12 protein-coding genes and 2 pseudogenes are annotated in these 11,937 nt (G+C 70.1%); 8 read left to right on the top strand and 6 right to left on the bottom strand.

What is annotated here, in order from left to right:
• Positions 1 to 4: 4 nt before the first annotated feature.
• Positions 5 to 604 carry an alkaline shock response membrane anchor protein AmaP gene (gene amaP, locus ABGA99_RS12830; RefSeq protein WP_347580747.1) on the top strand — a complete coding sequence of 200 codons (600 nt, stop codon included), beginning with the start codon at positions 5 to 7 and terminating at the stop codon, positions 602 to 604.
• A gap of 119 nt (positions 605 to 723) precedes the next feature.
• Here the strand turns inward: amaP and ABGA99_RS12825 are convergent.
• From ABGA99_RS12825 to ABGA99_RS12810, 4 genes and pseudogenes are all read right to left on the bottom strand, one after another.
• A pseudogene (locus ABGA99_RS12825) lies at positions 724 to 995 on the bottom strand (Tn3 family transposase); the annotation flags it as partial.
• A gap of 970 nt (positions 996 to 1,965) precedes the next feature.
• Complete coding sequence (locus ABGA99_RS12820; RefSeq protein WP_347582662.1) at positions 1,966 to 2,985, bottom strand: VOC family protein; 1,020 nt, start codon at positions 2,983 to 2,985, stop codon at positions 1,966 to 1,968.
• Positions 2,982 to 3,827, bottom strand: coding sequence for an alpha/beta hydrolase (locus ABGA99_RS12815; RefSeq protein WP_347580806.1), 846 nt, complete (start codon positions 3,825 to 3,827; stop codon positions 2,982 to 2,984). The genes ABGA99_RS12820 and ABGA99_RS12815 overlap by 4 nt, the downstream gene beginning before the upstream one ends.
• 75 nt (positions 3,828 to 3,902) lie before the next feature.
• Positions 3,903 to 5,477 (bottom strand): annotated as a pseudogene (locus ABGA99_RS12810) (bifunctional 3-(3-hydroxy-phenyl)propionate/3-hydroxycinnamic acid hydroxylase); the annotation flags it as partial.
• 138 nt (positions 5,478 to 5,615) lie between these two features.
• Here ABGA99_RS12810 and ABGA99_RS12805 point away from each other — a divergent pair.
• On the top strand, positions 5,616 to 6,248 hold the full coding sequence (locus ABGA99_RS12805; RefSeq protein ID WP_347582661.1) for a TetR/AcrR family transcriptional regulator: 633 nt from the start codon (positions 5,616 to 5,618) through the stop codon (positions 6,246 to 6,248).
• An 827-nt stretch (positions 6,249 to 7,075) separates the two neighbouring features.
• Here the strand turns inward: ABGA99_RS12805 and ABGA99_RS12800 are convergent.
• Positions 7,076 to 7,234 (bottom strand): hypothetical protein, encoded by a 159-nt coding sequence (locus ABGA99_RS12800; RefSeq protein WP_347580751.1) that lies wholly within the window; start codon positions 7,232 to 7,234, stop codon positions 7,076 to 7,078.
• A gap of 619 nt (positions 7,235 to 7,853) precedes the next feature.
• Here ABGA99_RS12800 and ABGA99_RS12795 point away from each other — a divergent pair.
• From ABGA99_RS12795 to ABGA99_RS12770, 6 genes are all read left to right on the top strand, one after another.
• Positions 7,854 to 8,831 carry an alpha/beta hydrolase gene (locus ABGA99_RS12795; protein ID WP_347582660.1) on the top strand — a complete coding sequence of 326 codons (978 nt, stop codon included), beginning with the start codon at positions 7,854 to 7,856 and terminating at the stop codon, positions 8,829 to 8,831.
• Between the two features lie 77 nt (positions 8,832 to 8,908).
• Positions 8,909 to 9,070, top strand: coding sequence for a hypothetical protein (locus tag ABGA99_RS12790; RefSeq protein WP_347582659.1), 162 nt, complete (start codon positions 8,909 to 8,911; stop codon positions 9,068 to 9,070).
• Between the two features lie 5 nt (positions 9,071 to 9,075).
• Positions 9,076 to 9,678 carry a sulfite oxidase-like oxidoreductase gene (locus ABGA99_RS12785; protein WP_347580754.1) on the top strand — a complete coding sequence of 201 codons (603 nt, stop codon included), beginning with the start codon at positions 9,076 to 9,078 and terminating at the stop codon, positions 9,676 to 9,678.
• Positions 9,678 to 10,406 carry an FAD-binding oxidoreductase gene (locus ABGA99_RS12780; RefSeq protein WP_347582658.1) on the top strand — a complete coding sequence of 243 codons (729 nt, stop codon included), beginning with the start codon at positions 9,678 to 9,680 and terminating at the stop codon, positions 10,404 to 10,406. Before ABGA99_RS12785 ends, ABGA99_RS12780 begins: the two co-directional genes overlap by 1 nt.
• Positions 10,407 to 10,460: 54 nt before the next feature.
• Positions 10,461 to 10,748 (top strand): DUF6510 family protein, encoded by a 288-nt coding sequence (locus ABGA99_RS12775; protein ID WP_347580756.1) that lies wholly within the window; start codon positions 10,461 to 10,463, stop codon positions 10,746 to 10,748.
• Positions 10,749 to 10,816: 68 nt separating this feature from the next.
• The gene (locus ABGA99_RS12770; protein ID WP_347582657.1) at positions 10,817 to 11,470 is read left to right on the top strand and encodes a CrcB family protein; all 654 of its coding nucleotides are present in this window, start codon (positions 10,817 to 10,819) and stop codon (positions 11,468 to 11,470) included.
• Here the strand turns inward: ABGA99_RS12770 and ABGA99_RS12765 are convergent.
• Entirely contained in the window at positions 11,431 to 11,937 is a 507-nt protein-coding gene (locus ABGA99_RS12765; protein WP_347580758.1) for an SRPBCC family protein, read from the bottom strand. The two genes, ABGA99_RS12770 and ABGA99_RS12765, sit on opposite strands and share 40 nt — an antisense overlap.

The raw sequence follows: 11,937 nt of genomic DNA, 5'->3' as shown, positions 1-11,937 counted from the left end.
TGACATGCGCCAGGCACGCCTGATCGTCAACCGGCTGCTGCTCGGGGCCTGCGGTCTGGTCCTTTTCGGCTTCGGCGGGACCGCGCTGCTGGGCGGACTGGACCTCCTCCACCGGTGGCATTTCCCTGACGCCTGGCCCTGGGACCGCCCCCAACAAGTACTGCTCAGCAACTCCGACCGAACCCGGTGGCGCGACGAGGGATGGTGGTGGCCCGTCGTCATCGCCGCCCTGGCCGTCATCCTCCTGCTCACCCTGTGGTGGCTGCTGGCCCAGGTGCGCCGGCGCCGGCTGAACCAGGTACTGGTGGACACCCAGAACGGCGAAACCGCCCAGGTCAGGGGCCGCGCCCTGGAAGACGCCCTGTCTGCCGAGGCAGGCTCTTTTCCCGGCGTCGACCGGGCCACCACCCGCCTGGTCGGCCGACGCACCCACCCCCGCACCTGGCTGTCCCTGCGACTGGCCCCGCACGCCGATCCCGCGAGAACCGTCGTACGGCTCGCCGAAGAGGCGCTGCCCCACGCCCGCGACGCCGTAGGGGCAGACCAGCTACCGACGGAGGTCCGGCTGCGGGCAACCTCACACCGTGCCGGCCGCGTCCTGTGAATGCTCCCGCACCCCTGCCCGCGTCACCTGGCGATCGGTTCCCTGGTAGCCGCTCCAGCCCGTGACAAGCAACCACGCGGTGGTGCTCGTGCGGGCGCGGCCATGGCGCCCGGCCCGGGTCAGTCCTCCTCCCCTCGATCTGCGTCTCCGTCCTCATCGTCGAGTTCGGGGGCGTCCGGGGCGCGCAACGGGGGCGGCTGCCTCCGGAGGGGACGGAGACGGTGAACCTGTAGCGGCCCAGTACGTTGAGGTTCTTGTGCTTGAGCGGGGACAGCCGGGCGATGTCCTCGTCGCGGATCTCGTGGCCCTCGGCCAGCAGTTGGGTGACGGCGACGCCGATGTACTTCGTGGTCCACAGCACCACGGTGTTCAAGACCAGGCCGAGCGCGCCGGGCCGGCTCTTATCCGAACTTGGCGTGCTGACCGCCTGGGGTGAACCAGCGGCCGCGCTCCGGCTTCGTGTCGCACCCGAGAAGCTCGATGAGGTCCGGCGGGATGCTGTACGTCGCCGCGGGAAGAGCGGCAGCAGCTTTCTCACGTCGCCGGCCTCCGCGATGACCATCAGGGGTTCGGCGATGCCGCCTTCGGTCCAGACGGTGACGCCGGACCGTTGCGCCAACTTCCAGACGCGGACGAGGTCGTCAGCCACGATCGGCTCCCACCGGCGTGCTGGTGATGGTGAAGTCGATTTCGTCGCGCAGACGGCGCAGCCGCTCCACGGCCAGCAGAGCCCGCGGTCGGTGGCGCGCGGCGGCGTACGGCTTGCTCGCCGGACTGGTGGGCGGCGGCGAGGAGCGGCAGCTACTCGGCGTCGATCCAGTGTGTGGTGTGGTGGACGGAGCGGTGTGGGCGCCTTGGCGCACCGGGCGGGCAGCCGAGGGCGACGAGCGGGTACGAGGAGCAACCGAGCATGAGGTCGTAGCCTGGGTGTCCGGGGACGCCGTGGACGATGGCGGCGTCGGCTTCCCCGGGGTCGCGGTACTCGCCCTGGATGGTGGTGGGGTCGTAGGAGAGGCAGAGGATGCGGTAGGTGCTCCGGGTCCTCCGGGCGCAGAAGGTCGGAGAGTTCGTCGAGGAGGCTGCGGCCGGTGATCGCCTTGTAGCAGTTGCAGGGGCAGTAGGTGGCGTGCCCGCAGGCAGGGCAGGCGGCCGGGATCACGTCAGCCCCGACCAGGCTCCGTGTACGGCGGCCGTCGATCAGGTCGAGGATGTCGCGGAGCGCTTCGCGCTAGCCGCGGCCGAAGTGCGGTAGTCCTCTGCGATCACCTATTTCGCAAGGGCCTGCCCGGGCACCGGGTGGGCGGAACCCGCCGCTCGCCGTGCAGGTTCTTCGCCGGGCAGCGGAGTGCCCGTACCGCTGGTCAGTCGTCCGCGATGCCGGCACCGCTGAGGGCCGGCACGGTGTTCTCTCGTTGGGTCAGGGAACGGGCGCCGACGCGGAACTGGGTGAGCTTGTCCACGATGGTCTGGCCGATGGGGCGATGCCCCCAGACGCTGATGCCCTGGTGGGTGCTTGGTTCCCACGTGGTCTCGTCGATGACGAGGGGGTTCCAGCCGACTTCCCACTCGAAGCCCGAAGGGGTGCGGGCGTAGTACGACAGTTCCTTGTCGTTGGTGTGCTGCCCGACGGACAGCGCCATGTCGAAGCCGAGGTCGTGCACCCGCTGGTAGCTCTGGGCGACGTCGTCGAGGGTGGCGGCCTGGATGTTGAGGTGCTGGACGCGGGTGCGGATCGGGTCGATCGGCAGACCTCGGGTGGCGGCTACCGCGATGGAGTGGTGGCGTTCGTTGACGCGCAGGAAGCGGATCTTGAGCTTGATGCCGCTGATGGTCTCGTCGATGTAGTCCGTCAGGCGGGCATCGAAGACGGTGTGGAAGTAGCCGCGGATCTGTGTGGGCCTGGTGGAGGTCAGCGCGATGTGTCCCATGCCGGAGTCGCCGGTGACGAAGCCGGAGGCGAGCATACGCAGCGGTTCGGCGGACTTCACCGGGGTGGTGTAGATCTCCTGAGTGATGCCCTTCGGACCGGGGAAGCGCAACAGACGTTCGACACCGCGCAGGGCCGCCTCTTCGTCCGAGCCGTGGACGAGAGGGACGCCGTGGGTGCGGATGCGGGCCTCGATCTGTTGGAAGGTGGCGTGGTCGTCGATGTGCCAGCCGGTGGTGACGACGTCCTCGGCGGGGCCGCGCCGCAGGAGGAATCGGCACTCCTGGTCGTCGAGGCGGAAACGCATCAGATCGCGGGAGACGCTGTCGTGGTGCATGCCGATGGCTTCGGTGCCGAAGCGGCGCCAGTCGGCGAAGCGGTTGGTCTCGATGATGATGTAGCCGAGGTGGACGGCGCCGAAAACGGAGGCGGTCGTGGTCGCTTCGCCGCTCATCGGCGGCCTGCCAGGAAGGCGGCGCACAGCCGGTTGAAGAGCTGTGCGCGTTCGAACTGGACCCAGTGTCCGGTGTTGGCAGTCAGGTACAGGTCGCAGTTGGGCATGCGCTGGGCCAGCATCTGTCCACCGGAGGGGCGGTTGACCCTGTCCTGCGCTCCCCAGAGCACCAGCGTGGGTACAGGCAGCCGGGACAGGCGGGCATCGCGGGTGAAGTCCATCTTCCACAAAGTCCGCAGGGCGCCGGGGCCGGAGGGCCGTTGCAGCGGTGGTGCGGCGATCACCTCGGGGTCGATGCTGGCCTGGTAACGCTCGTCGATGGCGGAGTCGGGGACGTCCGCGGCGTTGAAGACGAGGTAGTCGCGGATGAACTTCTCCAGCTTCCGCCGCGAGGGACCGTCGCCCGTGTAGTAGTTCAGCAAGCTGTTGAGGCCGGAGGTGGGCAGAGCACGTGTGGTGCCGATGCCGCCGGGGCCCATCAGGACCATGCGGTCGACCCGGCCGGGGGTGTCCAGTGCCAGGCGCAGGGCGGCGGCGCCGCCGTAGGAGTTGCCGACCAGGTGGGCCTTGTCCAGGCCCAGTTCGTCGAGCAGTCCCCGGATGCCGTTCGCCAGGTACCCGAAGGGGTCGCTGCCGTCGACGCCCTTGGTGCTGCGTCCGTATCCGGGCATGTCGGGGACGACGACCCGGTATTCCTCGGCGAGCTCCGCGATATTGCGCGCGTAGTTGGACACGCCTGAGGCTCCGGGGCCACCACCGTGCAGCAGGAGCACGGGCGGGCCGTCGCCGGTCTCAGCGGCGAATATCTTCGTGCCGCCGATGTCGTACGTGGTCTCTCGCATCGTCGGCAGGCCGGTCGGTGTCGTGGTCATGATGACGGTGTCCTTACTCTGCGGTGCACGCCGTCGGCGGGACGTGGTGGACGGCACGAAACCTCGGGGCGGTGGCGGCAGCAGGGAGCCCGCGGGGGCCGCCGCATAGATGTAGGCGTCGGGACGCAGGGCGAGCGTGGCCACGCCGTGCTTGGCCAGCCAGGCCAGCAGGACACCATCGCTGTCGACGAGGGTGCCCTCGGCCGGCCGGGAGCCGGCGGGTGTGACGGTCAGCGACGGGACACCGGAGGGGCTCCAGGCGGGCTGGGGCGTAGCTGTGCGGGCGTGCAGCAGGAGCCATCGGGCACCGAGCGCGTCGTCGAGGCGGACGCGGTTGCCGTCGGGGCCGGTGACCCAGGGCTGGGGGACCTGATAGCCGGTCGCCTTGGTGCCGGGCCGGGCCAGCAGGCCGGCGTCGTAGCGGGCCACGGGGATCCAGTTCGAGTCCTGCAACCAATCACCGAAGCCCGGTATGCGGTGCAGGGCGCGTAACGCTCCCGTGCGGACACGCGCGACCGGGAGGCGGCGCTCGGTGATGATGCGGCCGACGAACACCGCGCGCTTCGTGACTTCCTTGACGTGCGGCTTGCGCTCGGCTTCGTAACTGCCGAGCACCGCGGCGGGCAGCTCGCCGCGCAGGACCGCGTCGAGCTTCCAGCAGAGGTTGGCCACGTCCCGTATGCCCGCGGACATGCCCTGGCCGATCCACGGCGGCATGGCGTGGGCGGCGTCACCGGCGAGGAAGACCCGCCCGGTGCGGAAGCGGGTGGCGAAGCGCACGTGGTGGCTGTAGACGGTGGCGCGCAGGACCTCGACGCTGTCGCGGGAGATGCCGTACCGGGCCACCAGACGGTACACGGCCTCCGCGGTGGTCAGTTGCTCCTCGTCGTCGCCGGGCAGAATCGGAAACTCCCACCGGTGGTGGCCGAGCGGGGTCGGGCAGTCCACGACCGGGCGGGCCGGATCGCAGTGGAAGCGCAGCTTGTCGTGGTCCGGCCAGGGCTTGAGCATCTTGGTGTCGATGACCACCCAGCGGTCCTCGTAGGTCTTGCCCTCGTAGCCGACGTTCAGCTGGGTGCGGGCGAGGCTGGAGCCGCCGTCGGCCGCGATGACGTAGGAGGCCGGCACCCGGTGGACGGAGTCGTCCGCCATGTCGACCACGGTCAGCTCCACACGGTCCGCGTCCTGGCGCAGGCGCAGGCACTTGTGGCGCAGCATGATCGTCACGTTCGGATAGCGGTCGGCACCGTCACGCAGGACCTGCTCCAGTGCGGGCTGGTAGATGAACATCTGCGGCGGATGGCCGTGGCCGCGCGTGGTGGGCCGTGCGCTGAGGAATGTGCGGCCCCTGGCATCGACGAAGTCCACGGGCCTGTCGGCCAGCATGTCCTGCTTGAGCCGCTCGGCGAGGCCGATCCGCTGCCAGATGCGGATGACCTCCTCATCGGTGGAGATGGCCCGGGCGCGCGTGAAGATCTCGGCATCCTGTTCCAGGACGACCACACGCAAGCCCATCGCGCCCAGCAGGTTCGCCGCGGTCACACCCGTGGGCCCGTAACCGATCACGGCCACGTCGTAGGCGCCGCCCTCGGTCTCCTTCCCGGCCCCCATCTCACTCATCAGGCCACCTCACTGTCGGTCATGTCCACAGCATTTGAAGTAGCGTTCACTCTAATGGGAGCGAACGCTACGGTAGGCAGGGCGCCGAGCAGGGTCAAGCAGTCGGCGTGAAGTACCACCGGGAGGGCCACACCTGCCATGACCAAACCGCAGACGACCCGGAAGAAGCGCGCGAACGGAGTGGAGTCGCAACAGCGCATCCTCGACGCCACCGTGCAGATCGCGGGCGAGCGCGGATACGAGGGCACGTCGATCTCGGCCGTCAGCGCCGCCTGCGGTCTGCCCCCCAGCTCGATCTACTGGCACTTCAAGGACAAGGACGACCTGATCGCCGCGGTGATCGAGCGCAGCTTCGACACCTGGCTGGCCGCCGTCGAGCTCCCGGGCGAGGAGGCGGGCACGCCGCTGGAGCGGGTCACCACCGTGGCCGCGCATGTGGCGAAGTCACTGCTTGAGGCCCCCGACTTCCTTCGCCTCGGTCTGATGCTCGCGCTGGAACGACGCCCCGCCGAACCCCGCGGCCGCACCGTGTTTCTCCAGGTCCGGGACATCGCGCAGGCGAAGATCACCGAGATGATCGAGACGCTCGTCCCGGAGCTCGACGAGGCGGCCTTGAACTCGCTGACGACCTACGCCGTCGCGGGCGCCGACGGGCTGTTCGTACAGCGGGAGATCAACGGTGACGCCGTTGACCTGGTGGAGATGTTCGAACTGCACGCCCGGCTGGTCTACGAGGCGGCCATGCGTATGGCTGCGACGAACAAGGCATGAGGAAGGACGACACTGCCCGCTGCCTGGCGACCGGATCAACGGTGACCGGCAACAGGGCCAGTCCGGTGGAGGCCCGCTTCGGGGTCCTCGGCCCGATATTCGCCTCCCGCCGGACGGCAGACGGCACCGATGAGGTGCAGCGGTGAGGGAGTTCTACCGATTCAAGGGCCGGGGGAACGTGGGTTCTCGGCGACGGTCACGGCAACGGTCCCAACCAGCCTCCGGCGCTGAGCACGCCGACGATCGCGACGCTCCTGCCGAGCCCACCGACCTCGCCGATCTCGCCGAGCAGTTGGCGCTGTCCGCCCCAGGCAGCGGCCCCGTGATCGACGCTGCGCTGCGCGCGGCCGCGGCCGCCGAGGAACTGGCGGGCAGGTCCAGCATCCTGGGGAACAGGCGGCAGCTCGCACGGGCCTTGTGGCGTCAAGCGTCCGCCCCACCGCGACCCGACCCACACCGCCGACCTCGGTCAAGCCCCGTAGGCATCCCGCTGGCGTGCTGCCAAGCGATACCCTCCCTGCCGCACCGGACACGGAAGACCTTGCGCGAGGGATATCGGCGAGATCGAGGCTGGTAGTGAAGCCGCCCACCTCCCTCAGAAGACGGACCACCTCGCTTGCGCCGTGGGGGGTCGCCTTTGACGAGCCGGGCGAGCCGGTCCTCGGCCTAACTACTGGTGGGCTCTCGTACTCAGCTGTCGCCGGTTCTTGGAACGGGGCGTCGAGCCTGAGGTGAGGGCCGCGGGGGCGTTGCCGCAGGTGCACCGGGCCAGCTCCAGCGCCGCCTGGGGGCGCCTTCCTCCGTGAGGCGGTTGACAGCCCGGCTGCCTACGCGCACCGCGCGTCGATCGGGTCGCCGGTCAGGACGAGTTCGCGGGGCAGGTTGACGGGCAGACTTCGTGGCCCCCGGAAGAGCGCTCCGCACGTGGCTACCACGCCGCGGCGGGCCTCGGGGAGCCCGAAGCGTGCGGTAGTGGAGGCGACCACGAGGTCGCATGCGAGTACGAGTTCCAGGCCGCCGCCGAGTGCCGGCCCTTCGACGCCGAGGCACCGAGCATCAGATCCGGCTTGGCGTATGACTCTCGAACGTACGCTCCAGACGTAAAAGCCTCAGCCCGAAGCACGTCCAGCAACTGAACGAGCTCGGATTCAGGTGGATACAGCCTGCGGGGTAGGTCGAGACTTCACGATGATTCGGCGCCGATGCCGGGCTGTACCGGCCTCGCGGAGATCGAGGCTGGGCGGCTCTTTCGCGGGCGTGCACAGCGGGGCTTCCCGATGGTCCGCTTCGGCCTTCGAGCTGGGAACAGCTGCCTCGGCGGCGATGCAGTTGCCTACTGTGCCGTCGGCGTACCTTGCCTGGAAGGTGTTTCGGGCCGACCGGCTGGAGGCGGCCGCGGTTTCGCTGGGGGATGTTGCCCAGGCGCTGATCAGGAACCGTCCGGTGTGTACGGGGCGCGGTTTTCCGTGTCTGCGCACGGAGGGCGACTCTGATAGCGCAGAGCGCTTCGACTTGCGGCGGCATCCTGGCTGAGGATCATGGTGCCTATGGGGTAAGAGGGGGCTCGCGTGCCCTGGCCTGGGGTACCTCACACCTGGAGTGCACATGACGCAGCTTCCTCCGCCCGTCACGCCTTTCCTGGAGCCCGCTGCGAAGGAGTTGGCCGAGGCGACCGACCCGCACCCGCGGATCTACGAGGTGCCGCCGGCGCAGGGCCGGGATATCCTTGCCGGCCTGCAGAGCGGCGAGGGCGTGTCCCGTCCGGAAGTGGACGAGGAGTGGGTGGACGTCGACGCTGGTGAGTGGGGCACGGTCCGCACCCGCATCATCCGGCCCAAGGGTGCGAAGGGCCCGCTGCCGGTCGTGGTTTACATCCACGGTGCGGGGTGGGTGTTCGGGGACGACAAGACGCATGACCGGCTCTTTCGCGAGTTGGTCGTCGGGGCCGGTGCGGCGGGTGTCTTCCCGGTGTACGACCGGGCGCCGGAGGCGAAGTATCCGACCCAGGTGGAGCAGAACTACGCCGTCGGGCAGTGGGTCCGGAAGAACGGCGCGGACCACAGCCTGGACGCCTCCCGGGTAGCGGTGGCGGGCGAGTCGGTCGGCGGGGGCATGTCAGCAGCGTTGGCGCTGATGAACAAGGAGCGCGAGGACGGCCTCGAACTGAAGGCGCAGGTGCTGCTGTATCCGGTGACGAACGCGGACTTCGACACCCCGTCGTACCTCCAGTTCGCGGAGGGCTACTACCTCACCCGCGACGAGATGAAGTGGTTCTGGGACGCGTACACCACCGACCCTGCCGAGCGGGAGCAGCACTACGCCTCTCCCTTGCAGTCGAGCCTTGAGCAGCTCAAGGGCCTGCCCACCACGCTGGTGATCACCGACGAGGCGGACGTGCTGCGTGATGAGGGCGAGATGTACGCGAACAAGCTCCGCGAGGCCGGTGTCGATGTCACCTCTGTCCGCGTGGCCGGCATGGTGCACGACTTCCTGCTCCTGGACAGCCTGCGCGACACCCGCGCGGCGAATGTGGCGCGGGCGCTTGCAGTCGACGCGCTGAGGACGGCACTGCACGGCGGCTGAGCACCCCGCTGTCCTTTACGTCCTGCCGAGCCCGAGACGGTTCCGCGTATCCGTCTCATCCCTTACCGGGAGTCACCATGCCTGAAGACCCGCACGGCGAGTGGACGAGCCGGCTGCTGTCGCTCGGTCCGGGGATCCCGCCGGCCGCCGCCCGGGAGTTCGTCCATGACCTGTACGTCCACGCGCAGTCCGACCTCGACGAGGAACGGGCCGAGGCCGATTTCGAACGGGAGGAGTGAGCGCCGTGAGCAATCTGTCTCCCGGGTTCCGGGGCCGTGGTGGCCACGCGTTCACCGAACGCCTGCCTCCTGGCCAGTACCCCACGGAGTCCTTTCCCGTGCTGTCCGCCGGGCCCACCCCGCACGTGTCCCAGGACCGCTGGTCCTTCACCGTCACGGATGAGGCGGGCGGGTCCATGAGCTGGACGTGGGAGGAGATGACGGCGCTCCCGCAGGAGGAGCCCGTCGTCGACATCCACTGCGTGACACGCTGGTCCAAGTTCGACACCCGCTGGCGGGGTGTCTCCCTCGACGTCCTCCTCGGCGCAGTCGAGACCGCGGCGGACTTCGTGGTCGCCGAGTCCTTCGACGGCTACACCACCAACCTCCCGCTGGAGGACGTCACCGGCGGCAAGGCGTGGCTGGCGCACTCCTTCGACGGCTATCCCCTCTCCCCCGATCATGGCGGGCCGGCCCGGCTGGTGATCCCGCACCTGTACTTCTGGAAGTCGGCGAAGTGGGTCAGAGGGCTGCGGCTGACGATGCAGGACGAACCGGGCTTCTGGGAGGCTGCCGGCTACCACAACTACGGCGACCCCTGGCGCGAACAGCGCTACTGGAGCGACTGATGCCCCCCGCCGGCGCCCCGGCCCGGTCCGGCTGGCAAGTGGCCCGGCTCACGGCCCGCGACGTACAGACCGCCACCGGGTGCACCCTGCGCTTCGAGGTGCGCGGCTGGCCCGGGCACCGGCCCGGGCAGCATGTCGATGTCCGGCTGACCGCGGACGACGGCTACCAAGCGGTCCGCAGCTACTCGCTCGCCGCACCCGCCGACGGCGACGTCATCGAGCTGGGTGTGCAGGAGACGGCGGGCGGTGAGGTGTCGCCGTATCTGGCCGAGGCGCTGCCCGTCGGCGCCGAGGTCGAGATCAAAGGGCCGCTGGGCGGCTGGTTCGTGTGGACGCCGCCCGGATCGGGCCCGCTGCTGCTGTTCGGCGGCGGCTGCGGCGTGGTCCCGCTGATGGCGATGCTCCGCGCCCGGCGGGCGGCGGCGGCCGCCCAGGAGCCGTGCGTCCTGGTGTACTGCGTACGCGGCCCGGAGGAGGTCTGGTACGCGAAGGACCTCGCCGAACCGGGCCACACGGAGGACGTCCGCATCCTCTACACCCGCCATGCCCCGCCCGGTCAGACGCGACGGCCCGGGCGGATGACGGCGCACGATGTGGCGGGCCTGCCGGCGCCGGGCGCGGCCCGCTGCTACGTGTGCGGGCCGACCGGCTTCGTCGAGCACGTCGCCGGCCTGCTCCAGGACACCGGGTATCCCCGCGACCGGATCCGTACCGAGCGGTTCGGCTGACCGGTCCGTCCGCGCCCGTTTCCCGTACCGGGTCCGACCCTCAAGGAGAACACCGTGAACCAGCGTCTCCCCTCCCACCTCGACGGCAACGTGCTCGCCGGGCCGCTCGCCCAGGTCTTCGCGCTCGACCCCACCACCGCCCTGCGCGTATGCCCCGCCTGCCGACTGCCCTCGACGGTGGGTCGGCTCCACGTCTACGGCCCCGAGCCCGGCCTGACCGCACGCTGCCCGGGCTGCGCCCAGCTCGCGCTCCGGGTCGTCCCCCAGCCCGGGCATCTGTGGCTTCAACTCGGCAGCGGCCAGGGCGCCTTCCGCTTCGACCTGCCGCCAGCCGGCTCCTGACCACCTGAGCAACCCGCGGCTTCCACGCCCGCCCGTGCGCCGCGGGCTCGCCCCGTGAGAGGAGCACGGTGTCCGGCACCGACCCGAGATCGCCTGCCCCGCCCCATCCGGGCCTGTTCCCCCACCTGTTTCCGCACCCGCGCCGCTGCGGCCTGCCCGGCTGGTGGGTGACGCTCCTGGTCGCCGCGGGCGACATGGCGGGCGCGGTGGCCCGCGCCGGAGCAGGGCTGGCAGGCCCCGCCTACACCGGTGGTTTCCCCTGGACGACGTGCACGGTGAACCTGGCCGGCGGCGCGGCCATGGGTGTCCTGATGACGGCACTGGCCCGCAGGCCCAAGGCGCCCCTGTGGCTCGGACCGGTGCTCGGCACCGGCTTTCTGGGCGGGTTCACCACCTTCTCCTCCTTCGCCGTCGAGGTGTACAGGCTGCTCACCGGCACCCGCCTGCCCACCGCGCTCGGCTACGCGGCGGCGACCATCGCCGGCACGCTCGGCGCGGCCGCGGGCGGCGCGGCGGCGACATCCCGGCTGCTCACCTCAGCACCTGCACCCCCGGCGCCTGCCGGCGTGCGAGGTGTCGGAAGAACAGCGTGTGGGGTGGCAGCGGGTCTGGTCCCCGAGGGACTCGGGCGCGATGAACCCGTCCAGCGACATCGACACGCTGAAGAACACCTTCCCGGCCATCAGCCCTCCGCCCCCTTCCGAACGATCTCGGCGACGTAGGCCGCCAGGTGGCTCAGGGTCTGCCGGCCGCCCTCGATCGCGTGGTACTTCTCGACCGCCTCGTCGCGCAGTTCCTTGGTGGGGAACACCGTGCGCATCACGATCCGGGTCCCCGCGCCGTCCGGCACGAAGGTCAGGACCGACTCGAAGGCGTTCGGGTCGTCGCGCAACTCACCGTGCAGCAGCGCGATCCGCTCCGGCGGGGTGATCCGCAGCCAGCGGATCCACTCGGAGTAGTCGGTCCCGTCCGGCCCGTGCAGCACGAAGTCCCACTCCCCGCCCTCGCGGAACTCGAAGGACCGCGTGGTGGTGGTGAACCCCTCCGGCCCCCACCACCGCGACAGGTGCCGGACCTCGGTGAACGCCTCAAACACCAGCTCTCGCGGGGCGTCGATGACCCGGGAGATCTCAATCTCCCTGTGGGCCGTCGACGCCTCCGCCCCCGATTCTTGACCTTCCGCTGCCAT

Origin of the sequence: Streptomyces sp. B5E4, from assembly GCF_039871555.1 — a bacterium.
Lineage (GTDB): Bacteria > Actinomycetota > Actinomycetes > Streptomycetales > Streptomycetaceae > Streptomyces.
Note: the sequence above shows the minus strand (reverse complement) of the source record. Positions and strands in the feature narration are given on the sequence as shown.

Excerpts from the sequence above, each read along its gene's own strand:
- amaP (WP_347580747.1), top strand. The coding sequence starts at position 5 with ATGCGCCAGGCACGCCTGATCGTCAACCGGCTGCTGCTCGGGGCCTGC.
- ABGA99_RS12820 (WP_347582662.1), bottom strand. The coding sequence starts at position 2,985 with ATGAGCGGCGAAGCGACCACGACCGCCTCCGTTTTCGGCGCCGTCCAC.
- ABGA99_RS12815 (WP_347580806.1), bottom strand. The coding sequence starts at position 3,827 with ATGCGAGAGACCACGTACGACATCGGCGGCACGAAGATATTCGCCGCT.
- ABGA99_RS12805 (WP_347582661.1), top strand. The coding sequence starts at position 5,616 with ATGACCAAACCGCAGACGACCCGGAAGAAGCGCGCGAACGGAGTGGAG.
- ABGA99_RS12795 (WP_347582660.1), top strand. The coding sequence starts at position 7,854 with ATGACGCAGCTTCCTCCGCCCGTCACGCCTTTCCTGGAGCCCGCTGCG.
- ABGA99_RS12790 (WP_347582659.1), top strand. The coding sequence starts at position 8,909 with ATGCCTGAAGACCCGCACGGCGAGTGGACGAGCCGGCTGCTGTCGCTC.
- ABGA99_RS12780 (WP_347582658.1), top strand. The coding sequence starts at position 9,678 with ATGCCCCCCGCCGGCGCCCCGGCCCGGTCCGGCTGGCAAGTGGCCCGG.
- ABGA99_RS12765 (WP_347580758.1), bottom strand. The coding sequence starts at position 11,937 with ATGGCAGCGGAAGGTCAAGAATCGGGGGCGGAGGCGTCGACGGCCCAC.